The sequence below is a fragment of the Gordonia sp. DT101 genome, from assembly GCF_049844895.1.
GTDB lineage: Bacteria > Actinomycetota > Actinomycetes > Mycobacteriales > Mycobacteriaceae > Gordonia.
The window spans coordinates 29,097-52,057 of record NZ_JBNCLX010000006.1 but is presented as its reverse complement, the minus strand read 5'-3'; the positions used below and the strand labels follow the sequence as shown (position 1 = coordinate 52,057).

General features: G+C 68.2%; 22 protein-coding genes and 1 riboswitch. All 22 genes read left to right on the top strand.

Annotated features, from left to right (window positions below; translation table 11 throughout):
- Positions 1 to 335 precede the first annotated feature (335 nt).
- A complete protein-coding gene (gene mihF, locus ACLQ3I_RS19570; protein ID WP_012834141.1) occupies positions 336 to 650 on the top strand; it encodes an integration host factor, actinobacterial type in 315 nt (104 codons plus the stop codon).
- A 46-nt stretch (positions 651 to 696) separates the two neighbouring features.
- On the top strand, positions 697 to 1,341 hold the full coding sequence (gene gmk, locus ACLQ3I_RS19565; protein ID WP_425804113.1) for a guanylate kinase: 645 nt from the start codon (positions 697 to 699) through the stop codon (positions 1,339 to 1,341).
- Between the two features lie 64 nt (positions 1,342 to 1,405).
- Positions 1,406 to 1,705, top strand: coding sequence for a DNA-directed RNA polymerase subunit omega (gene rpoZ, locus ACLQ3I_RS19560; RefSeq protein ID WP_425793934.1), 300 nt, complete (start codon positions 1,406 to 1,408; stop codon positions 1,703 to 1,705).
- A gap of 16 nt (positions 1,706 to 1,721) precedes the next feature.
- Positions 1,722 to 2,999 carry a bifunctional phosphopantothenoylcysteine decarboxylase/phosphopantothenate--cysteine ligase CoaBC gene (gene coaBC, locus ACLQ3I_RS19555; protein ID WP_425793935.1) on the top strand — a complete coding sequence of 426 codons (1,278 nt, stop codon included), beginning with the start codon at positions 1,722 to 1,724 and terminating at the stop codon, positions 2,997 to 2,999.
- 196 nt (positions 3,000 to 3,195) lie between these two features.
- Entirely contained in the window at positions 3,196 to 4,407 is a 1,212-nt protein-coding gene (gene metK / locus ACLQ3I_RS19550; RefSeq protein WP_425793936.1) for a methionine adenosyltransferase, read from the top strand.
- Positions 4,408 to 4,454: 47 nt separating this feature from the next.
- Positions 4,455 to 6,401, top strand: a complete 1,947-nt coding sequence (locus tag ACLQ3I_RS19545) for a primosomal protein N' (RefSeq protein ID WP_425804110.1) — start codon at positions 4,455 to 4,457, stop codon at positions 6,399 to 6,401.
- 37 nt (positions 6,402 to 6,438) lie between these two features.
- A complete protein-coding gene (gene fmt / locus ACLQ3I_RS19540) occupies positions 6,439 to 7,377 on the top strand; it encodes a methionyl-tRNA formyltransferase (RefSeq protein ID WP_425804108.1) in 939 nt (312 codons plus the stop codon).
- The gene (locus ACLQ3I_RS19535; protein ID WP_425804105.1) at positions 7,374 to 8,735 is read left to right on the top strand and encodes an RsmB/NOP family class I SAM-dependent RNA methyltransferase; all 1,362 of its coding nucleotides are present in this window, start codon (positions 7,374 to 7,376) and stop codon (positions 8,733 to 8,735) included. The genes fmt and ACLQ3I_RS19535 overlap by 4 nt, the downstream gene beginning before the upstream one ends.
- Positions 8,736 to 8,806: 71 nt before the next feature.
- Positions 8,807 to 9,508, top strand: coding sequence for a ribulose-phosphate 3-epimerase (gene rpe / locus ACLQ3I_RS19530; RefSeq protein WP_425793940.1), 702 nt, complete (start codon positions 8,807 to 8,809; stop codon positions 9,506 to 9,508).
- 7 nt (positions 9,509 to 9,515) lie between these two features.
- Positions 9,516 to 10,541, top strand: coding sequence for a bifunctional diaminohydroxyphosphoribosylaminopyrimidine deaminase/5-amino-6-(5-phosphoribosylamino)uracil reductase RibD (gene ribD / locus ACLQ3I_RS19525; protein WP_425804102.1), 1,026 nt, complete (start codon positions 9,516 to 9,518; stop codon positions 10,539 to 10,541).
- A gap of 121 nt (positions 10,542 to 10,662) precedes the next feature.
- Positions 10,663 to 10,820, top strand: a riboswitch (FMN riboswitch).
- 64 nt (positions 10,821 to 10,884) lie between these two features.
- The gene (locus tag ACLQ3I_RS19520; RefSeq protein ID WP_425793943.1) at positions 10,885 to 11,559 is read left to right on the top strand and encodes a riboflavin synthase; all 675 of its coding nucleotides are present in this window, start codon (positions 10,885 to 10,887) and stop codon (positions 11,557 to 11,559) included.
- A 3-nt stretch (positions 11,560 to 11,562) separates the two neighbouring features.
- The gene (locus ACLQ3I_RS19515) at positions 11,563 to 12,894 is read left to right on the top strand and encodes a bifunctional 3,4-dihydroxy-2-butanone-4-phosphate synthase/GTP cyclohydrolase II (RefSeq protein ID WP_425793945.1); all 1,332 of its coding nucleotides are present in this window, start codon (positions 11,563 to 11,565) and stop codon (positions 12,892 to 12,894) included.
- Positions 12,891 to 13,376: a 6,7-dimethyl-8-ribityllumazine synthase gene (gene ribH, locus ACLQ3I_RS19510; protein ID WP_425793947.1), complete on the top strand. Its 486-nt coding sequence runs from the start codon at positions 12,891 to 12,893 to the stop codon at positions 13,374 to 13,376. The genes ACLQ3I_RS19515 and ribH overlap by 4 nt, the downstream gene beginning before the upstream one ends.
- Before the next feature lie 47 nt (positions 13,377 to 13,423).
- Positions 13,424 to 13,831, top strand: a complete 408-nt coding sequence (locus ACLQ3I_RS19505) for a PH domain-containing protein (protein WP_425794021.1) — start codon at positions 13,424 to 13,426, stop codon at positions 13,829 to 13,831.
- Between the two features lie 146 nt (positions 13,832 to 13,977).
- The gene (uvrC, locus tag ACLQ3I_RS19500; protein ID WP_425804099.1) at positions 13,978 to 16,047 is read left to right on the top strand and encodes an excinuclease ABC subunit UvrC; all 2,070 of its coding nucleotides are present in this window, start codon (positions 13,978 to 13,980) and stop codon (positions 16,045 to 16,047) included.
- Complete coding sequence (rapZ, locus tag ACLQ3I_RS19495; protein WP_425793951.1) at positions 16,040 to 16,972, top strand: RNase adapter RapZ; 933 nt, start codon at positions 16,040 to 16,042, stop codon at positions 16,970 to 16,972. The genes uvrC and rapZ overlap by 8 nt, the downstream gene beginning before the upstream one ends.
- Positions 16,969 to 17,994 (top strand): gluconeogenesis factor YvcK family protein, encoded by a 1,026-nt coding sequence (locus ACLQ3I_RS19490; protein WP_425793953.1) that lies wholly within the window; start codon positions 16,969 to 16,971, stop codon positions 17,992 to 17,994. Before rapZ ends, ACLQ3I_RS19490 begins: the two co-directional genes overlap by 4 nt.
- Positions 17,995 to 18,217: 223 nt before the next feature.
- Positions 18,218 to 19,195, top strand: a complete 978-nt coding sequence (gene whiA / locus ACLQ3I_RS19485; protein ID WP_425794023.1) for a DNA-binding protein WhiA — start codon at positions 18,218 to 18,220, stop codon at positions 19,193 to 19,195.
- Between the two features lie 147 nt (positions 19,196 to 19,342).
- A complete protein-coding gene (gap, locus tag ACLQ3I_RS19480) occupies positions 19,343 to 20,359 on the top strand; it encodes a type I glyceraldehyde-3-phosphate dehydrogenase (RefSeq protein WP_425793955.1) in 1,017 nt (338 codons plus the stop codon).
- Between the two features lie 35 nt (positions 20,360 to 20,394).
- A complete protein-coding gene (locus tag ACLQ3I_RS19475; RefSeq protein WP_425793957.1) occupies positions 20,395 to 21,606 on the top strand; it encodes a phosphoglycerate kinase in 1,212 nt (403 codons plus the stop codon).
- Positions 21,606 to 22,397, top strand: coding sequence for a triose-phosphate isomerase (gene tpiA, locus ACLQ3I_RS19470; protein WP_425793958.1), 792 nt, complete (start codon positions 21,606 to 21,608; stop codon positions 22,395 to 22,397). Before ACLQ3I_RS19475 ends, tpiA begins: the two co-directional genes overlap by 1 nt.
- 295 nt (positions 22,398 to 22,692) lie before the next feature.
- A complete protein-coding gene (secG, locus tag ACLQ3I_RS19465) occupies positions 22,693 to 22,926 on the top strand; it encodes a preprotein translocase subunit SecG (RefSeq protein WP_164307914.1) in 234 nt (77 codons plus the stop codon).
- Positions 22,927 to 22,961: the final 35 nt, after the last annotated feature.

Below are 22,961 nucleotides of genomic sequence, written 5' to 3'. Positions count from 1 at the left end.
GCGGCGCCGAGGCGCTCGGGTCTACGGGCATCGGCGATGACCTGCGGTTTCGCGGCAAATTGCGTAGTCAGAGCGCTGTCGTGGTCGTTGTCGGGCCGATGGTTTACGTTCGAGGGGCGAGGGACGTTACAACACAGGAATCCGGTGGATTTCCCGGGGGTGGCACTCGCAAATGCCTGCTCACGTGAGTACGGTCGCTTTCGCCGCACCATTCGGCGGCGGTGGCATTGTCGCTGATCGCGACCGCACCGGTCGCGCCGGCGACCAACCGCCATCAGGCGCCTTCGGGCACCTGGTGACAGTCCAATCGAAGACACGAAAGACGGAGGAACCCCGTGGCCCTTCCCCAGTTGACAGACGAGCAGCGCGCTGCAGCGTTGGAGAAGGCAGCTGCCGCTCGGCGGGCCCGCGCCGAGCTCAAGGAGCGCCTGAAGCGCGGCGGCACCGATCTCAAGCAGGTGCTGAAAGACGCGGAGAACGACGAGATCCTGGGCAAGATGAAGGTGTCGGCGTTGCTCGAAGCGCTGCCCAAGGTGGGCAAGGTCAAGGCGCAGGAGATCATGACCGAACTGGAGATCGCTCCGACGCGCCGCCTGCGCGGTCTCGGCGATCGCCAGCGCAAGGCGCTGCTCGAGAAGTTCAGCTCCTGATCGAGCGGAAGCAGCGCGGACGCGTGACGACGACTCAGGTTCGGCGGTGACCCGACCGCCGCAGCAGCCGCAATCCGAGCGCACGAGGGGTCGACTGGTGGTACTGGTCGGCCCCTCAGCCGTCGGTAAGTCCACCGTGGTGGCGAAGGTGCGCGAGCTGCTGCCGACCATGCACTTCAGCGTGTCGGCGACGACACGTGCACCGCGGCCCGGAGAGGTCGACGGACGCGACTACCACTTCGTGTCCGGCGTCGAGTTCGACCGCATGATCGCCGACGACGAGCTTCTCGAGTGGGCCGAGATCCACGGAGGTCTCCAGCGGTCGGGAACCCCGATCGCACCCGTGGTCGAGGCGCTCGAGCAGGGCGTTCCCGTGCTGGTGGAGGTCGATCTGGCCGGCGCGCGCAACGTGGTCCGACGACTGCCGGAGGCGGTCAGCGTCTTCCTGGCGCCACCGAGCTGGGACGAATTGGTGTCGCGGCTCACGGGTCGGGGCACCGAGACGCCCGATGCGATCGCCCGCCGTCTGGAGACGGCACGCACCGAGATGGACGCTCAAGGCGAGTTCGCGCACGTGCTGGTGAACCACCAAGTCGACCAGGTGGCCTCCGAGTTGGTATCCTTGCTGGTCGGGTCCGAAGATTCGGCGTCTCGCCCGGCTCCGACCGGACAATCGACCTCAGACGTTTGAGTAAGGCGGACGGCCGTCGCCACCCGGTGGCCGCCGCACAGAGCACAGTGATGCAGGAGAATGCGTGAGCACCCAGACGAATTTCGACGTGACCGAGATCGCCGACGCCCCGGCTTATGACACCCCACTGGGTATCACCAACCCGCCGATCGACGAGCTGCTCGAGCGCGCGTCGTCGAAGTATGCGCTGGTGATCTACGCGGCCAAGCGCGCCCGGCAGATCAACGACTATTACAACCAGCTCGGCGACGGCATCCTCGAATATGTCGGCCCCTTGGTGGAGCCCGGTCTGCAGGAGAAGCCGCTGTCGATCGCCATGCGGGAGATCCACTCCGACCTCCTCGAGCACACCGAAGGCGAATAGAACCTCGGGCGCGGGGATGACCACAGCGCACACAGGTACGCCGGGCGCCCCACGACGCCGGGTTCTGATCGGTGTCGGCGGCGGCATCGCCGCATACAAGGTCTGCTCGGTGATCCGGCACTTCACCGAGGCCGGCCACGAAGTCCGCGTGGTGCCCACCCGATCGGCCCTCAAGTTCGTCGGCGCCGCGACGTTCGAGGCGCTCTCCGGCAACCCCATCACCACCGACGTCTTCGACGACGTCGACCAGGTCGCCCACGTGCGCCTCGGTCAGGGGGCCGACCTCGTCATCATCGCGCCCGCGACCGCGGACCTGATGGCACGGGCGGCATCCGGACGAGCCGACGACCTGCTCACCGCGTCGCTGCTCACCGTGCGATGTCCGGTGCTGGTCGTTCCGGCGATGCACACCGAGATGTGGGAGCACGCTGCTACGCAGGCCAACGTCGCGACCTTGCGTGAGCGCGGGGTCACGGTCATGACGCCGGCATCCGGCCGTCTCACCGGCACCGACAGCGGCCGTGGCCGTCTGCCGGATCCGCAGGAGATCGCGATGATCGGCGAGCTGCTGCTCGAACGTCCGGACGCGCTGCCCCACGACCTCGCCGGAGTGCGAGTGGTGATCAGCGCAGGCGGCACCCGCGAACCGCTCGATCCCGTGCGCTTCCTCGGCAACCGGAGTTCCGGCAAGCAGGGTTTCGCGCTCGCGCGCGCGGCGGCCCAACGTGGCGCGATCGTCACCGTCGTCGCAGGCTCGACCGCCGATCCGGGGGATCCGGCCGGAGTCGAGATCGTCCCGGTGGCGAGCGCGCAGGAACTGGCCGACGAGATGACGAAACGTGCCGCGGAGGCCGATGTCGTGATCATGGCCGCCGCCGTCGCCGACTTCCGGCCGGTGTCGGTCTCCGAGGCGAAGATCAAGAAGGGGAAGTCGGGGCCCGCGCCGATCGAGCTGACCACCAATCCCGACATCCTGCGGGGGTTGGTCGAGAGCCGCGAGGCGGGCCGCGTCCCCGCGCCGACCGTCATCGTGGGGTTCGCCGCCGAGACCGGCGACGAGACCGGCGGCGTGCTCGACCACGGGCGGGCCAAGTTGCTTCGTAAGGGTTGCGACCTGCTGGTGGTGAACGCGGTGGGCGACGGCAAGGCGTTCGGAACCGAAGACAACACCGGCTGGCTGTTGTCGTCGAGCGGCACCGAGACGGCTCTGCCACTCGGCTCGAAAACGCTCATGTCGAGCAGAATTCTCGACGAGGTCCGTGCTCTGGTGTCCGATGGTGGCGGCACGGCCTGACCCGCCGGGCCGCGTCCGACGGGTCGGAGCCGGTGTGTAGTTTGGAACGCGTTCACATGGGGTTCGACCCGGAGTGCGAGAACCCCTGTTCAGAAGTCACAATTGCTGAGTAGCCATAATTGCCCAGTAGAGACAACCAACGGCAGCGACGACTGCCGGCGCGCCCGTCCGGGCCCGGAGAGCCTGAGAGGACCAGATGACCACCTCTGCGTCACGCCTGTTCACCAGTGAATCCGTCACCGAGGGTCACCCCGACAAGATCTGCGACGCGATCAGCGACTCGATCCTCGACGCCATGCTCGCCCAGGATCCCAAGGCACGTGTCGCCGTGGAGACCCTGGTCACCACCGGCCAGGTGCATGTGGCCGGTGAGGTCACCACCACCGCGTACGTCGACATCCCCGGCATCGTCCGCGAGAAGATCCTCGACATCGGCTACGACTCGTCGACCAAGGGCTTCGACGGTGCGTCGTGTGGTGTCAATGTCGCGATCGGCGCGCAGTCGCCCGACATCGCCGGTGGTGTGTTCACCTCGCACGAGAGCCGCAGTGGCATCTCCGAGGACGAGATCGACAGCCAGGGTGCGGGTGACCAAGGGCTCATGTTCGGGTACGCCACCGACGAGACCCCGGAGTTGATGCCGGTCCCGATCGCCCTCGCCCACCGGTTGTCGCGTCGCCTCACCGAGGTCCGCAAGAGCGGCGTGCTCCCGTACCTGCGTCCCGACGGCAAGACCCAGGTCACCATCGAGTACGACGGCGACAAGCCGGTCCGGCTCGACACCGTGGTGATCTCGACCCAGCACGCTGCCGACATCGACCTCGACAACATGCTCACCCCCGACATCCGCGCCAAGGTGCTCGAGCCGGTGCTCGCCGACCTGTCGCTGCCGGGCCTGGACACCTCGGTGGTCCGGTTGCTGGTCAATCCCACCGGAAAGTTCGTCCTCGGTGGTCCGATGGGTGATGCCGGACTCACCGGGCGGAAGATCATCGTCGACACCTATGGCGGGATGGCCCGCCACGGCGGTGGTGCATTCTCGGGCAAGGACCCCTCGAAGGTCGACCGCAGTGCTGCGTACGCCATGCGCTGGGTCGCCAAGAACGCGGTTGCCGCGGGTCTGGCCGGGCGCATCGAGGTCCAGGTCGCGTATGCGATCGGCAAGGCCGCACCGGTCGGGCTCTTCGTCGAGACCTTCGGTACCGAGCGCGTCGACCCCACCGTCATCGAGAAGGTGATCGCCGAGGAGTTCGATCTCCGCCCGCTGGCGATCATCCGCGACCTCGATCTGCTGCGCCCGATCTACGCACCGACCGCCGCCTATGGTCACTTCGGCCGCACCGACGTCGACCTCCCGTGGGAGCGCACCGACCGTGCCGAGAAGCTGCGGGCGGCCGCAGGCCTCTGAGCACACGTGAGCGGGCCACCGAGCGGCCGATCGGCAAGGTCTTGCCGATGCTCGGGCTGGCCCATCTCGATCGGCCGTTCGACTATCTGATCGACACCGATCAGGACGTGTCGGCCGTTCCCGGCGTCCGGGTGCGCGTGCGGTTCGCCGGACGGCTCGTCGACGGGTACCTCCTCGATCGCGTGACCGAGAGCGACCACACCGGCAAACTCGGCTGGCTCGAACGGGTGGTGTCCCCGGAGCCGGTTCTCGGTGCTGATCTCGCAACGCTGTGCCGTGCCGTCGCCGACCGCTACGCGGGCACGATGTCGGATGTGGTCCGGCTGGCCATCCCGCCGAGGCACGCCCGGACCGAGAAGGAGGACACCCCGGTGCCGGGGTCGTCCGGACCCGTCGCGATGCCCGACACCTCGGCCTGGACGATGACCTATCCGACCGCGGATTCCTTTCTTGCATCGATGCATTCGGGTCATCCTCGGGCGATCTGGCAGGCGACGCCGGGAGAGGACTGGCCGTCCCGCCTCGCCGAACTGGCCGCTACGGCGGCAGCGGCCGGTCGCGGCGCGATCCTGGTGGTGCCGGATCAGCGCGACCTCGATCGTCTCGAGGCCGCATGCGGCCCGATCTTCGGGGAACGCTGTGTCACGCTGGCGGCCGGGCTCGGCCCGACTGCCCGTTACCGGCGGTGGCTGGCCATCCGCCGGGGAGCGGTCGACGTCGTCCTCGGTACCCGGAGCGCGGTGTTCGCGCCGGTGCACGATCTCGGTCTGGTCGTGGTGTGGGACGACGGCGACGACAGTCTCAACGAGCCGCGGGCGCCGTATCCGCATCCTCGGGAGGTTGCCGTGCTGCGGTCTCATCAGCAGCGGTGTGCCCTGGTGATCGGCGGGTTCGCACGGACCACCGAGGCACAGTCACTGGTGACCGCGGGTTGGGCACATGACCTCGTCGCCGATCGTGCGACAGTTCGGTCGCGCACCGCCCGGGTCGTCGCGCTCAGTGCCGAGGATCGACGGGTCGCGGGCGACCCGCTGGCCCGCTCTGCCCGTATCCCCGGAGTGGCATTCGAGGCGGCGCGGTCCGCGGTGGCGGCCGATGCGCCGGTGCTGTTCAGCGTTCCCCGCCGCGGTTACATGCCCTCGCTGGCCTGCGCGCGGTGCCGGGCGCACGCTCGCTGCCGGGCGTGTCACGGGCCGGTGCAGCTCGATGCGGGCAACGTGTTGTCGTGCCGCTGGTGTGGACGGGTGGAGAGGTCCTTCCGCTGCGCCGAGTGCGGGGGGAGCGAGGTACGTGCACTCACCACCGGCGCACGCCGGACCGCGGAAGAACTGGGTCGTGCCTTCGCCGGAGTCCCGGTCGCGACTTCCGGGGGTGCGTCGGTCCTCGACGAGGTGGAGACGGGCGCCCGGATCGTGGTGGCAACACCCGGGGCCGAACCCGTCGTCGCCGGCGGCTACGGAGCAGCTGTGGTGCTCGACACGTGGGCACAACTGGATCGGGCTGATCTGCGTGCCGCGGAGGACGCGGTACGGCGCTGGATGGCGGTCGGGGCACTGGTGCGTCCGCACGCCGAGGGCGGCACCATGGTCGTCGTCGCGGATGCCGGACTCGCACCGGTCCAGGCCATGATCCGTTGGGACCCGGTGGGTTTCGCGCAACTAGAGCTGGCCGAACGTGCCGAACTCGGCTTTCCGCCCGCGGTCACCATGGCCTCGGTCGACGGTCCGCCGGAGACGATCGGCGCCTTTGTCGACGGGGTCGGATTACCCGACGGTGGAGAGCGACTCGGCCCGGTTCCGCTACCGGCGGGTGTGCGGGCACCGGCGGGCTCGGGCGATCCGTTCGACGGCGATGTCGAGCGCATCCTGCTGCGCGTCGACCGTCGCGACGGCAAGGACCTCGCCGCGGCGCTGGTGGCCGCTCAGATGCGGCGCAACGCGAATCATGACACCGGACCGATCCGCGTCCAGCTCGATCCCCCTACGATCGGATGAGCACGGACATCACCGTCGTCCGGGACGAAAGGGTCGTATGAGGGTCGTATTCGCCGGAACCCCGGAGGTGGCGGTGCCGTCTCTGCAGCTACTGCTGCAGTCCCCGCAGCACGAGGTGGTCGGGGTGATCTCGCGTCCCGATGCCGCGTCGGGGCGCGGTCGTTCGGTGGTCCGGTCGCCGGTGGCGTCCCTCGCCGACGAACACGGCCTCGACGTGATCACCCCGCGACGGCTCAGCGATCCGGGGGTGCTCGACCGGCTGCGATCCTGGCGACCCGATGGCGGAGCGGTCGTCGCCTACGGTGGGCTGGTTCCCGCCGGCCTGCTGGACCTGCCGACCCATGGTTGGATCAACCTGCACTTCTCGGTGCTGCCCGCCTGGCGGGGCGCGGCACCTGTCCAGCACGCGATCGCCGCGGGCGACGAGATCACCGGCGCGAGTACGTTCCGGTTGGAGGAAGGCCTGGACACGGGGCCGGTCTACGGTCTGATCACCGAGAACATCGCGCCTGCCGACACCAGCGGGGATCTGCTCGGACGGCTGTCGAAGGCGGGCGCGCACCTGTTGCTGTCGACGCTCGACGGCGTCGAGTCGGGCACGCTGACCCCGGTGGCCCAATCCGCCGCAGGCGTCAGTCACGCACCGAAGGTCGACGTGGACGACGCGCGGATCCGATGGGATCTGCCCGCCCACATCGTCGACCGACGAATCCGGGCACACACCCCGGCACCCGGCGCCTGGACCACCCTCGACGGTGCCCGTATCAAGGTCGGTCCGGTGTCGCCGCTCGAGGTTTCCGACGGCCCGGCCCGGCCCGCGCCCGGCGCGCTGGTGGTGGCGAAACGTTCGGTGGACATCGGTACGGCCACCGGACCCGTGCGACTCTCCTGGGTGCAGCCGCCCGGGAAAAAGGCCATGCCGGCAGCGGATTGGGCGCGCGGTGCACATCTGGGAGACGGGACGGTGGTGGAATGAAGCGCTCGCCGATGATCCGCGACAAGTCGGTGGACCCCGCTCGGGCGGCGGCTCGGGACACCCTCCGGGCAGTTCGCGAACGGGATGCGTATGCCAACCTCATCCTGCCGAAGATGCTGCGGGAGAGGGGGATCACCGGTCGCGACGCGGCCCTGGCCACCGAGCTCACCTACGGTTCGGCCCGCGCTCAGGGATTGCTCGACGCGGTCATCGCCTCGGCCGCCGATCGTCCGGTCGACCAGATCGACGGTGGGGTGCTCGATGTACTGCGGCTCGGTGTCTACCAGTTGTTGCGCACCCGGATCGGCGCACATGCGGCGGTCTCGACCTCCGTCGACCTGATCCGATCAGAGGCGGGGATGGGCCCGGCGGGCTTCGTGAACGCGGTGCTGCGCAAGGTGTCCCAGCGTGACGAGGACCTCTGGATCGACGACCTCGCGCCCTCGATCGCCGACGATCTGATCGGGAACCTGGCCTTTCGTTACGCCCACCCACGGTGGATCGCGCAGGTGTTCCATGACGCTCTGGGTGGTTCCGCCGGTCAACTCCAGGCGGCGCTGGCCGCCGACGACGAACGCCCGCCCGTGCACCTGGTGGCCCGCCCGGGTCTGATCACGGCCGAGGAACTGGCTCTGGTCAGCGACGGCGAGGTGGGGCACTACTCGCCGTACTGCGTTTATCTCCCGGGTGGTGACCCGGGAGACCTCGAGGCCGTCCGCGACGGCTACGCCGGCGTGCAGGACGAAGGCAGTCAGCTCGTCGGTCGTGCGATGACGGTGGCCGAGGTGGCCGACGACTCCGGTCGTTGGCTGGACATGTGCGCAGGCCCCGGGGGAAAGGCGGCGCTGGTGGCGGCGATCGCCGACATCGACGGTGCGCGCCTGGACGCGGTCGAGGTGTCGGATCATCGTGCCGAACTCATCCGCAAGGTCGTCCGTGACCTGCCGGTCGATGTGCACGTGGCCGACGCGCGCTCGAGCGGATTGGCACCGGGGTACGACCGGATTCTGCTGGACGCGCCGTGCAGCGGGCTCGGTTCGCTGCGCCGTCGGCCGGAGGCCCGGTGGCGGCGCACGCCCGACGACGTGGCCGAACTCGTCGTGCTGCAGCGCGAACTCCTCGCCGAGGCGCTGCGGTTGCTCCGGCCCGGGGGCGTGGTCGTCTATTCGACCTGCTCACCGCACCCGGCCGAGACGACCGGGGTGATCGCCGACATCCTGGCCGCCCATCCGGAGGTCGAGCAGATCGACGCCCGTCCGTTGGTGTCCGCCGACGCATTGGGCGACGGGCCGCATGTCCAGCTGTGGCCGCATATCCACGGCACCGACGCGATGTTCCTGGCGGCCCTGCGGCGCTGAGCGCCGCTGCCCGCCGACGACACCCGAGACCGACGCTGCCGGACGGACCGTGCGCCCTACAATCTGAGGCCATGTGTGATTCCGGATCTGCCCCGATGATCGCCCCGTCCATCCTTTCCGCGGATTTCGCGAATCTCGCCGCCGAAGCCGAGGCCGTCGCCGGGTCGGGAACCAATCGCGCCGACTGGCTGCACGTGGACGTCATGGATGCCCACTTCGTGCCCAACCTGACGCTGGGACTCCCGGTGGTGGAGAGCCTGCTGAAGGCGACCGACATCCCGTTGGACTGTCATCTGATGATCGAGGACCCGGGCCACTGGGCTCCGCCGTACGCCGAGGCGGGCGCCTACAACGTCACCTTCCATGCCGAGGCCACCGACGATCCGGTCGCCGTCGCCCGTGATGTCCGGGCAGCAGGCGCCAAGGCTGGTCTGAGCATCAAGCCGGGCACCCCGCTCGAGCCCTACCTGGAGATCGTGCGCGACTTCGACACGCTGCTCATCATGAGTGTGGAGCCCGGGTTCGGCGGACAGAAATTCATGCCCGAGGTCCTGGCCAAGGCCCGCGCGATCCGGAAGATCGTCGACTCGGAGGGTCTGCGGCTGCTCGTCGAGATCGACGGCGGCATCAACGCCGACACCATCGAACAGGCCGCCGAGGCGGGGATCGACTGCTTCGTGGCGGGGTCGGCCGTCTACGGGGCCGCTGATCCCGGCGCCGCCGTCGGTGCACTGCGCGCGCAGGCCGCGGCCGCGCGCGCGAGTGCGGGCTGACCGCGACATGGTCGACGATCCGGTGCCGGCAAGAACGGACATGGCGCGTGCGATGGATCTGGCCATCGACGAGTCGCGCCACGCGCAGGGTGCCAGCTCGCCCAATCCGCCGGTGGGTGCGGTGATCCTGTCTGCCGACGGCGCGATACTCGGCCGCGGCTTCACCCAACCGGTCGGCGGCCCGCATGCCGAGGTGATGGCCCTGCGCGAGGCCGGCGCGGCGGCCGCCGGGGCGACGGCGGTGGTCACGCTCGAGCCCTGCAATCACACCGGGCGCACCGGCCCCTGCACACGAGCACTCATCGATGCCGGCGTCACCGCCGTCTACTACGCCCTCGACGATCCGAATCCGGCCGCGGCCGGGGGAGCGCAGACGATGCGCGACGCCGGGCTGACCGTGGTCGGCGGTATCCGAGCCGGCCAGGCCGAGGTCGGCCCACTGCGGGGATGGCTGTGCCGGCAACGGCATGGTCGCCCGTTCGTGACTGCGAAGATCGCCGCGAGCATCGACGGACGAGTCGCCGCACCGGACGGCACCAGCCAGTGGATCACCGGTGCGCTCGCCCGCCGCCGAGCGCACCGACAACGCGCCACGCTCGACGCGATCGTGGTGGGTACCGGGACCGTGCTGCGCGACGACCCTGCCCTGACGGCCCGACATGCCAACGGCGACTTGCGTACTCATCAGCCGATCCGGGTGGTGATGGGGCAGCGGGATCTCCCCGCGACCGCGCAGGTCGCCGACGGCGCCGCGCCGCTGAGACACGTCCGCACCCACGATCCGGCAGCGGTGCTGGCCGACCTCCCGGACGCGTTGTGGGTCCTCGTGGAGGGCGGGCCGTCCATCATCGGGGCATTCCTCGCCGCGGATCTCGTCGACGAGATCGAGGCGTATGTGGCACCGATGGTCCTCGGCGGTGGCCCGGCGTCGGTGGCCGTCCCCGACGTGGCGACACTGGCCGACGCGAGGCGCTTTTCCCTCAGCTCGGTCGAAACGCTCGGTTCCGATGTGCTGCTGCGTCTGTCCCGCTGAGCTGTACTGCGCTGAGCTGCACTGCATTGAGCTGCACTGCGCCGGGCGGGTCTGTGCTCGTGATCTCACCTGTGACGGACGCGAAATGTCACGGTGAGTTGGGGCGTGCTAATTTCGATAACAGAGTTCTCGGGGCGGGGTGTGATTCCCCACCGGCGGTGATGGTGTCCTCCCACACGAGGGGATGTCGAGCCCGCGAGCGCCTGCCGGCCGGCAGGGACAGCAGATCCGGTGTGAATCCGGAGCCGACGGTCATAGTCCGGATGTGAGAGAACGGGCACCACCGACGGCCGCCCTCGTCTCACCTCGCTGCATGCTCCGAGCGAGTACTGAGGAGCGCCACGTGTTTACCGGGATCGTCGAGGAACTCGGCACCATCGTCCGTCGAGACGATCTGACCGATGCCGCCCGACTGACCGTCCGCGGACCCCTTGTGACCAGCGACGCCGAGTTCGGTGACTCGATAGCGGTCAACGGCGTGTGTCTGACCGTCGTCGAGCAGGGACCGGACGAGTTCACCGTCGATGTGATGGCCGAGACCCTGCGACGCAGTTCGCTCGCCGCACTCGGTACCGGCAGTCCCGTGAATCTCGAACGAGCGATGGCCGCCGGCGGACGTTTCGGGGGTCACATCGTGCAGGGGCACGTCGACGGCGTGGGCGAGGTCGTCTCCGTCACTCCGTCGGACCATTGGACGATCGTGCGGATCGCCGTCCCGGACGACCTGAGCCGCTACATCGTGGAGAAGGGTTCGATCACCGTCGACGGGGTCTCACTGACCGTCGCGGCACTCGGCACCTCCCCCGGGACGGGGTCGTGGTTCGAGATCTCCCTCATCCCCACCACGCTGAAACAGACCAACCTCGGGGTCGCCACCACGGGCAATCCGGTGAACCTCGAGGTCGACGTGATCGCCAAGTACGTCGAGCGCCTGCATCCCGCTCTGCGGGACCAGGTCGACTCGCGGGTGCCGGTCGCAGGCGACGATGGCGTGCGTGACGCGTCAGGAGTGGAGTGAATGATGACGAGTGAAGCAGCAGTGGGCAGCGGCGACCTTGCCGATCCGCCGGGCCGGGTGGCGCAGGCCGACGTCCGGCTCGACTCGGTCGAGCGGGCGATCGCCGACATCGCGGCCGGAAAGGCCGTCGTGGTGGTCGACGACGAGGACCGCGAGAACGAGGGCGACCTGATCTTCGCCGCCGAGAAGGCGACGCCGGAGCTCGTCGCGTTCATGGTGCGCTACACCTCGGGCTATCTGTGTGTGCCGTTGGCCGGCGAGGACTGCGACCGTCTCGGCCTTCCGCCGATGTACTCCATGAACCAGGACAAGCACGGGACGGCGTACACGGTCACCGTCGACGCGCGCGAGGGCATCGGCACCGGGATCAGCGCGTCCGACCGGGCCACCACGATGCGACTCCTGGCCGATCCGGACAGCAGTGCGGTCGACTTCACCCGGCCCGGCCATGTGGTGCCGCTGCGTGCCAAGGAGGGCGGCGTGTTGCGCCGTCCCGGACACACCGAGGCAGCGGTCGACCTCTCCCGACTCGCCGGGCTGTCGACCGCCGGGGTGATCTGCGAGATCGTCAGCCAGAAGGATGAGGGCTCGATGGCGCAGACCGATGAGCTCCGGGTGTTCGCCGACGATCACGACCTGGCCCTCATCTCGATCGCCGATCTCATCGCATGGCGCCGTCGCCACGAGAAGCATGTCGTGCGGGTCGCCGAGGCACGCATCCCCACCCGGCACGGTGACTTCCGTGCGGTCGGGTACTCGAGCATCTACGACGACGTCGAGCATGTGGCGCTGGTCAAGGGCGACATCTCGGGGCCGGACGGACACGGCCACGACGTTCTGGTGCGCGTGCATTCGGAGTGCCTGACCGGCGACGTCTTCGGGTCCCTGCGCTGTGACTGCGGACCCCAACTCGATGCCGCGATGGAGATGGTGGCGGCGGAGGGACGTGGCGTCGTGCTGTACATGCGGGGTCACGAGGGACGCGGCATCGGCCTGCTCCACAAACTGCAGGCGTATCAGCTGCAGGACTCCGGATCGGACACCGTCGATGCGAACCTTCAGCTCGGCCTGCCCGCCGACTCGCGCGATTACGGGCTCGGCGCGCAGATCCTCGTGGACCTCGGCGTCAGCTCGATGCGCCTGCTCACGAACAACCCTGCCAAGCGAGTCGGCCTCGACGGGTACGGCCTGCAGATCGTCGATCGCGTGCCGATGCCCGTCCGGGCGAACTCGGAGAACCTGCGGTACCTGCGGACCAAGCGTGACCGGATGGGCCACGACCTGGTGGGTCTGGACGAGTGGGTGGAGAGCGACGGGGAGGCGGGGCCGGCGTGAGCGGACACGGTGAACCCACCTTGGATCTGGCCGACGCGAGCGCGGTTCGACTGGCGATCGTCTCGTCCCAATGGCACGCCACGATCTGCACCGCGCTGCTCGACGGCGCCGTGCGCGCCGCGGCCGAACACGGCGTGACCGATCCCACGGTCGTGAATGTGGCCGGGGCCATCGAGCTGCCGGTGATCGTGCAGGCGCTGGCTCGCAACCATGATGCGGTGGTGGCTCTCGGTGTGGTGATCAAGGGCGAGACACCACATTTCGATTACGTCTGCGATGCGGTGACCGCAGGCCTGACACGGGTGTCGCTGGACGAGTCGACGCCGGTCGGCAACGGGGTGCTGACGACGCTGACCGAGGAGCAGGCGCTGGCCCGGGCGGGTCTGCCCGACTCCAAGGAGGACAAGGGTGCCCAGGCGACGACAGCGGCGCTCGCCTCCGCGCTGACCTTGCGAGCGCTGGCACCGGGTGAGCTCAGGTGAGCGCCGGTACGACCGTGGCGTGGGACCTCGACTACCGGCCGCACCGGATGCCGCGTGTGGCGATCGTGGCGGCCGTGGTGGTCCTCGCGATCCACATCACCTTCGCCGCACTGCTGACCATCTCGGACACCGGTGTGCATGTCGGCGGCGCCGACCAGTTCGGGCTCGCCCTGATCGGGCTGGTGGAAGCCGGCGTGATCCTGCTGTTCACACAGCCGAGGCTTCGGGTGGGACCGGCCGGCGTGGCGATCCGCAACCTGTTCGGTGAGCGGGTGTTCGGGTGGGACCGGGTGCGCGGGATGACCTACCCGGACAAGGGCTTCTCCGCGCGCCTGTTGCTCCCCTCCGACGAGCACGTACCGGTCCTCGCAGTGCAGGCCTGGGACTCCGATCGTGCCGTCGACGCGATGACGCGATTCCGGGAGCTGGCAGAGCAGTACCGCGCCGGCGGCTGATCGGGTAGTCGACGAGCGCAGCTGGGAGGCCGATCCGCCGGATCGAGCCCGTCGAGTTCGAGATCTCACCTCCGAAGACCGCGGGGCCGGCCCCCGACCGGTCGCCCTGCCGATTCCCGTCGCAGGCCTCGACTAGCCTGGGATCCGTGGCCGACCCGACAACGTACCGTCCAGCCGCGGGCACGATTCCCACCGAACCCGGGGTCTACAAGTTCCGCGACGCGCACGGTCGGGTCATCTATGTCGGCAAGGCCAAGAACCTGCGCTCGCGACTCACCTCGTACTTCGCGGACCTGGCTTCGCTGCACCCCCGTACCCGGCAGATGGTCACCACGGCGTCGTCGGTGGAATGGACGGTGGTCGGCACCGAGGTCGAGGCGCTGCAACTCGAGTACAACTGGATCAAGGAATTCGATCCGAGATTCAACGTCCGGTATCGCGACGACAAGAGTTACCCGGTCCTCGCCGTCACGCTGAACGAGGAGTATCCACGGCTGTTCGTCTACCGCGGTCCCCGACGTCGCGGGGTGCGTTATTTCGGCCCGTATTCCCACGCCTGGGCGATTCGCGAGACCGTGGATCTGCTCACGCGGGTGTTCCCGGCGCGTACCTGTTCGACCGGGGTCTTCAAGCGACACAGGCAGATCGACCGTCCCTGTCTGCTCGGCTACATCGACAAGTGCTCGGCGCCGTGCGTGGGACGGGTCACCGCCGACGAACACCGCGCGATCGTGGACGACTTCTGCGACTTCCTGGCCGGTCGCACGGATCAGATGATCCGCCGGCTCGAACGTGAAATGGGCTCGGCTGCAGAAGATCTCGATTTCGAAAAGGCGGCAAGGCTGCGCGACGACGTGGCGGCGATGCGGCGTGCGATGGAGAAGCAGGCGGTGGTCCTCGGCGACGGGACCGATGCGGACGTCGTCGCCATGGTCGGCGACGATCTGGAGGTGTCCGTCCAGGTGTTCCATGTCCGCGACGGTCGCGTGCGTGGTCAGCGCGGCTGGGTGGTGGAACGTGCGGACGACGACTCGATGGGGGAGCAGGTGGCGCAGTTCGTCACCCAGTTCTATGGCACGCAGGCCGATCTCGACGCCTCGGTCCAGATCGACGACGACCGACTGCGTGGCGAGTCGATCCCGCGGGAGGTCCTCGTCCCCGAATTGCCCGACGAGCACGAGGATCTGCAGCAATGGCTGTCGGATCTGCGTGGCAGCAGGGTCGCGCTGCGCGTGCCGCAACGCGGCGACAAGAAGGCACTGTTCGAGACGGTCGGGCGCAACGCCTCGGAGGCGTTGGCACAGCACAAGTTACGACGCGCAGGCGACTTGACGACACGTTCGGCGGCGCTCACCGAGTTGCAGGAGGGACTCGGTCTGGACCAGGCCCCCCTGCGTATCGAGTGCATCGACATCTCGCATGTGCAGGGCACCGACGTGGTGGCGTCGCTGGTGGTGTTCGAGGACGGTCTACCGCGCAAATCGGACTACCGCCACTACTCGATCCGGGCCGCCGCCGGAGATGGCCGCTCGGATGACGTCGCGTCGATCGCCGAGGTCACCCGTCGCCGCTTTCTCCGGCACCGTCAGGACCAGGAGGCCCCGGCACAGCCGGCCGTCGACCCGGAATCGGGGCGCCCCCGAAAATTCGCCTACCCACCAAACCTTTTCGTGGTGGACGGCGGTGCGCCGCAGGTCCACGCCGCGGCGTCGGTGCTCGACGAGCTCGGTGTGAACGACGTGGCAGTCATCGGGTTGGCCAAACGGCTGGAAGAGGTATGGGTTCCGGGTGATGATGAACCGGTGATCCTGCCACGGACCAGTGAGGCCCTGTTCCTGCTGCAGCGTGTCCGGGACGAGGCGCACCGATTCGCGATCACCTTCCATCGCAGCAAGCGCAGCAAGCGGATGACGGAGTCGGTGCTCGACGGGGTGCCCGGCCTGGGACGGACCCGACGCACCGCGCTGGTGACCCATTTCGGTTCGGTCGCCCGCCTGCGGGAGGCGACCCTGGAGGACATCTCGGGTGTGCCCGGTATCGGGATGGCCACCGCCCGCGCGGTCCGTACCGCGCTCGCGGACGACGTGGCCCCGGCCGGCGCCACGACGACGGATGCCACCGACACCTACGCCACAACCACCGATGCCACGACAGTCGATGCGAAACCAGCCGACGCGCACACAGCCGATCGAGTGGAGGAGACGACGGGTGACTGACCCAACCGATGCGACCGGCGACGGCACCGCCACAGACGCCCGGTCCGAGTTGACGGTGTTGTTCGTGGCCGGGATGTCCGGGGCCGGGCGATCGACGGCGGCGAACGTGCTGGAGGACGACGGCTGGTACGTCGCCGACAACGTCCCCCCGACGTTGATCTCCACGATGATCGAGATGGTCCGGGCGAGCGATCCGGACATCACTCGGCTGGCGATGGTGATCCGCGCATCCGACGACGAGATCGGCGGGCAACTGGACCGACTGCGAAAGACGTTGGAGGCGTCCGGCGCACATACGAAGGTTCTCTTCCTCGATGCGAGCGACCAGATCCTGGTCCGCCGGTTCGAGCAGGTCCGACGTCGACATCCATTGCAGGGACGGGAGACGCTGATCGACGGGATCGCCCGCGAGCGGGTCATCCTTGCGCCCATCAAGAGTTCCGCCGACCTGGTGGTGGAGACGTCGGCGCTGACCGCCGCGAAACTGCGTGAGGTCATCGAAGGCGTGTACCCGGACGAGGCCGACAACCTGCTGAGCGTCGCTGTGCAGTCCTTCGGGTTCAAGTACGGGCTGCCGATCGACTCCGACCTCGTCGCAGATGCCCGGTTTCTGCCGAATCCGTACTGGGTGCCCGAACTGCGAGAGCAGAACGGACGAGGCGACGCCGTACGCGACTACGTGCTCGGGCAGGACGGCGCCGGACACTTCGTCGATCTCTACCTGGAGATCCTCGATATCGTGTCGACCGGCTACCTGCGAGAAGGCAAGCGGTACATGACCATCAGTATCGGATGCACAGGTGGCAAACACCGGAGCGTCGCGATCGCCGAGGAGATCGGCCGCCGTCTGCGGGCGATGACGGATCGGACCGGCGCGCCCAACTACGACGTGCGCGTCATCCACCGTGATCTGGGGCGCGAATGAGTCGCGGGGGCGGCGCCGAGCCGGGCCGGATGCGGATCGTCGCGCTCGGTGGCGGTCACGGTCTGTACGCGACCCTGACCGCGATGCGGTACCTCAGTCCCGACGTCACCGCCGTGGTGACCGTCGCCGACGACGGCGGGTCGTCGGGCCGGTTGCGGGCCGAGCTGGGCGTCATCCCGCCGGGTGACCTGCGGATGGCGCTGTCGGCCTTGATGTCTGCGCCGGCCGCCCTGGCCGCCCGGGAGGGGCAGCCGGGCCGGCTCGATCCGGCCGGACACGAGTTGTGGACCAACACCTTCCAGCATCGGTTCGGGGGTTACGGCGCTCTCGCCGGTCACCCGATCGGCAATCTGCTGTTGGCCGGCCTGACCGAGGTGACCGGCAGTCCGGTGGCGGCGCTCGACGAGCTGATCGACGTGTTCGACATCGACGGCCGCGTGCTGCCGATGTCGACGGTCCCGCTGGAGATCGAGGCCGACGTCTCGGGTCTGGAGAGCGACCCGCGGATCAGCCGATGCATCCGTGGGCAGGTGGCGGTGGCGACCACACCGGGAAAGGTGCGGCGGGTCCGACTGCTCCCGGCCGAGCCGCCGGCGTGTGCGGAGGCGGTCGAGGCGATCCGGAACGCCGACGTGGTCGTGCTCGGGCCCGGGTCGTGGTTTTCCAGCGTGATCCCGCACGTCCTCGTACCCGACCAACTGAATGCGTTGCGGGAGACCGCCGCCCGCAAGATACTGTTCGTCAACCTCGCACCGGAACCGGGGGAGACGACCGGTTTCTCCGTCGAACGGCATCTGCATGTGCTGCATGCGCACGCCGATGTGTTCCGGGTCGACGACGTGATCGTCGACGCCGCGTCGGTGCCGGCCGGCCGTGAGCGGGATCACCTGGTGCGGGCCGCTGCGTCGTTCGGCGCACAACTCCATGTCGGCGACCTCGCGGTTCCCGGTCGGCACGTCCATGACCCGGAGAAAGTTGCCACCCTGGTGAACGAACTGTGCGAAGGTGAATTGGGTCGATAAGCTGTCCGGGCGCAAGAATCTTCAGTCGTGACCACCGATGACGGCGACATGTCGGTGAGACGTCAGGAGTACGAGGTCGACCACCGTGCGGCCGGGATTCGGGGGCGAGCACCCCGGCGATCCGCACGCAGTGGCGCGGACGCGACCGGAGCACGGCTCCCGGCGGGACCACGGCGCGACCCGGGACAGGAGGACCGTGACAGGAGGGCAGGGACCGGTGGCGATGACCGCGGCGGTGAAGGATGAGCTTTCGCGACTGACCGTGACCCAGATGAGTGCACGCAAGGCCGAGGTGTCGGCCTTGTTGCGATTCGCGGGCGGCCTGCACATCGTGGCGGGCCGGGTGGTGGTGGAGGCCGAAGTGGATCTCGGCAATGTCGCCCGTCGCCTTCGCCGAGAGATCTTCGACCTCTACGGCTACGGCTCCGACGTCCACGTCCTGCGCAGTGGCGGCATCCGCAAGGGTGCGCGCTACATCGTTCGTGTCACCAAGGACGGCGAAGGTCTCGCGCGGCAGACCGGCCTGCTGGATCTGCGCGGACGCCCGGTCCGGGGGTTACCCGCCCAGGTCGTCGGCGGAAGTGTCGCGGATTCGGAAGCCGCCTGGCGCGGTGCGTTTCTCGCCCATGGTTCGCTCACCGAGCCTGGACGGTCATCGGCGCTCGAGGTCAGCTGCCCCGGCCCGGAGGCCGCGCTGGCGCTCGTCGGGGCGGCCCGGCGACTCGGGGTGTCGGCCAAGGCCCGAGAGGTGCGTGGGGCCGACCGTGTGGTCATCCGCGACGGAGAGGCCATCGGTGCGCTGCTCACCCGGATGGGTGCCCACGACACCCGGCTGGTGTGGGAGGAGCGTCGGATGCGGCGCGAGGTCCGTGCCACCGCAAACAGATTGGCCAACTTCGATGACGCCAACCTGCGGCGTTCGGCGCGCGCCGCCGTCGCGGCGGCGGCCCGGGTGGAACGTGCGCTCGACATCCTCGGGGACGAGGTCCCCGATCATCTGATCGCGGCCGGGCAATTGCGCGTCACCCATCGTCAGGCCTCACTGGAAGAACTCGGTCAGCTCGCGGATCCGCCGATGACCAAAGACGCGGTGGCCGGACGGATCCGTCGGCTGCTGTCGATGGCGGACAAGAAGGCGCGCACCGACGGGATCCCGGACACCGAATCGGCGGTGACGTCCGACCTCCTCGACGAAGCGTGAGGCGGGCGGGTCAATCAACCCCTTAGATCACTCATCGTGTGGTGGCCTACTAGGCTGAGGTGTGCCGTGGGTACGTTCACCTTCGCCAAACACCGACCGCGACCCCGGCCGCAGCGCTCGATGATGAACACGCTAAGGAGCACAACAGTGACTGTACGGGTAGGCGTCAACGGATTCGGCCGGATCGGCCGCAACTTCTTCCGCGCCATAGAAGCACAGAAGGCATTGGGGACCACCGATATCGAGATCGTCGCGGTCAATGACCTGACCGACAACGCGACTCTCGCGCACCTGCTCAAGTTCGACTCGATCCTCGGGCGTTTCCCCGAGGACGTCAGCGTCGACGGCGACTACATCGTCGTCGGAGACAAGCGCATCAAGGCGCTCGAGGTCAAAGAAGGACCTGCCGCCCTCCCCTGGGGTGACCTGGGCGTCGACGTCGTCGTCGAATCCACCGGTATCTTCACCGCCCGTGCGAAGGCGCAGGGCCACCTGGACGCGGGTGCCAAGAAGGTCATCATCTCGGCGCCCGCCAGCGACGAGGACATCACCATCGTCATGGGCGTCAACGACGACAAGTACGACGGCAGCCAGAACATCATCTCGAACGCGTCCTGCACCACGAACTGCCTCGGGCCGTTCGCGAAGGTCCTCAATGACGAGTTCGGCATCGTCTCCGGTCTGATGACCACCGTGCATGCCTACACCCAGGATCAGAATCTGCAGGACGGTCCCCACAAGGACCTGCGTCGTGCGCGCGCCGCTGCGATCAACGTGGTCCCCACGTCGACGGGCGCGGCCAAGGCGATCTCGTTGGTCATCCCGGAACTGAAGGGCAAACTCGACGGCTACGCGCTGCGTGTCCCGATCCCCACCGGCTCGGTCACCGACCTCACCGCGGTCCTCGAGAAGTCCCCGAGTGCCGACGAGGTCAACGCGGCCATGAAGGCTGCCGCCGAGGGGCCGCTCAAGGGCATCCTCAAGTACTACGACGCACCGATCGTGTCGAGTGACATCGTCACCGACCCGCACTCGTCGCTGTTCGACGCCGGACTCACCAAGGTCATCGGCAACCAGGTCAAGGCCGTCTCCTGGTACGACAACGAGTGGGGCTACTCGAACCGTCTCGTCGACCTCGCCGGCCTGGTCGGCAAGTCGCTCTAGTACCTCACCCTCGAAGACTCTGGAGCAACCCTGCCATGGGCGTACCCACGCTGAAAGACCTTCTGGAAGAAGGCGTTTCGGGTCGGGGAGTGCTGGTCCGGTCGGATTTCAACGTCCCTCTCGACGGGACGACGATCACCGATCCGGGCCGCATCCTGGCCTCACTGCCGACCCTGTCGGCGCTGGTCGACGCAGGTGCCAAGGTGATCATCACCGCGCATCTGGGCCGGCCGAAGGGCGAACCCGACCCCAAGTACTCGCTCGCGCCGGTGGCCGAGCGACTCGGTGCCGAACTCGGACGTAATGTCCAGCTCGCGGGCGATGTGGTCGGTACCGACGCGCTGGCCCGCGCCGAAGGGCTGACCGACGGTGACGTCCTGTTGCTGGAGAATGTGCGGTTCGACCCGCGCGAGACCTCCAAGGACGAGGCGGAACGGGACTCGCTGGCCAAGGCGCTCGTGGAGCTGGTCGGCGACGACGGTGCCTTCGTCTCGGACGGCTTCGGTGTGGTGCATCGCAAACAGGCCTCGGTGTACGACGTCGCCAAGCTGCTCCCGCACTATGCCGGGAAGCTCGTCGAGGCCGAGGTCGAAGTGTTGTCGAAACTGACCCACGAGGTTTCCCGGCCCTACGCGGTCGTCCTCGGTGGATCGAAGGTCTCGGACAAGCTCGGCGTGATCGAGGCGCTCGCTCCCAAGGTCGACACCTTGGTCATCGGCGGCGGCATGGCGTTCACCTTCCTTGCCGCGCAAGGGCATCCGGTGGGCACATCGCTGCTCCAAGAAGATCAGATCGGTGTGTGCAAGGACCTCCTGGACCGGTTCGGTGACGTGATCCGACTGCCGGTCGACGTGGTGGTGGCCGACAAGTTCGCCGCCGACGCAGAGTCGAAGACGGTGTCGGTCGAGGAGATTCCCGACGGGTGGATGGGTCTGGACATCGGGCCGGAATCCGTCAAGCGGTTCGCCGCGGTGCTCTCGGGCGCCGAGACGGTGTTCTGGAACGGGCCGTCGGGCGTCTTCGAATTCGAGAAGTTCGCGGCGGGTACGCGGGGCGTCGCGGAGGCCATCGCCGCCACCACCAAGGGCGGGGCATTCACCGTCGTCGGAGGTGGCGACTCGGCTGCCGCGGTACGAACCCTCGGATTGCCGGACAGCGATTTCTCGCACATCTCGACCGGCGGCGGAGCGTCGTTGGAATACCTGGAGGGCAAAGAACTGCCCGGCCTGAAGGTCTTGGAGAATTGATGGCGGCCAAACGCAAACCGCTGATCGCGGGCAACTGGAAGATGAACCTGAATCATCTCGAAGCTATCGCGCTGGTCCAGAAGATCGCCTTCGCTCTGCCCGCAAAGTATTTCGACAAGGTCGACGTGACGGTCATGCCGCCGTTCACCGACATCCGCAGTGTGCAGACCGTGGTGGATGGCGACAAGCTCCTGATCACCTACGGGGCGCAGGATCTGTCGGAGCACGATTCGGGTGCGTACACCGGCGAGATCAGCGGTTCCTTCCTGGCCAAGCTGGGGTGCACGTTCGTGGTCGTCGGACATTCCGAGCGCCGCACCCTGCATGCCGAGACCGATGAGGTGGTGCTCGGCAAGACCAAGGCAGCACTGCGGCACGGACTCACGCCGATCGTGTGCATCGGAGAGGGACTCGAGATCCGGGAGTCGGGCGAACACGTCGCGTACAACGTGACCCAGCTGAAGGGCTCGCTCGCCGGTCTGAGCGCCGACGAGATCGCGAAGGTCGTCATCGCCTACGAGCCGGTGTGGGCCATCGGAACGGGTCGCGTGGCGAGCGCCGCCGATGCGCAGGAGGTGTGCGGCGCGATCCGCGGTGCGCTCGGTGAGATCGCCGACGGCGCCACCGCGGATTCGGTCCGCGTGCTCTACGGCGGGTCGGTGAACGCGAAGAACGTCGGCGACATCGTCGGCCAGCAGGATGTCGACGGTGCACTCGTCGGTGGCGCCTCGTTGAAATCTGACGAGTTCGCGACCCTGTCGGCGATCGCCGCAGGCGGCCCACTGCCCTGACCCACACCCCAACCCCCTAACCCACCCACCCACTCACTCACCAACACCCGGAACGTACCCCGCAGCCGCGACCCTTTCCGTCATCCGCGACGGCAAATCCGGGTCGCGGATGACGGGAACCGTCGCGGCTGCAGAATGGGCTGCGCGGTGGGGACGGGGTGGGGAGGGTCGGGGTCGGTGAGGCGTGACGCGTAGACTGTGGCAGGTTGTGCCCGTCCAGCGGGCGTGACCTGCCACAGTTGCCTTTTGTCGACCGCAAAGGTCGAAGTACCCGACCGAACAGGACTGACTACACGTGAAGCTCGCACTCGACATCGGATTGGTCATCACCAGCGTGCTGATGGTGGTACTGGTGTTGCTGCACCGCGGCAAGGGCGGCGGTCTGTCGTCGCTGTTCGGTGGCGGTGTGCAGTCCAGCCTGTCGGGGTCGAGCGTGGTCGAGCGCAACCTCGACCGCCTGACCGTTTTCGTCGGGCTCATCTGGTTCATCTTCATCATCGGCATCGGCGTCGACATCAAGCTCTCCTGAGCGACCCGCCGACATCACCTCGATCAGTCCGGCCC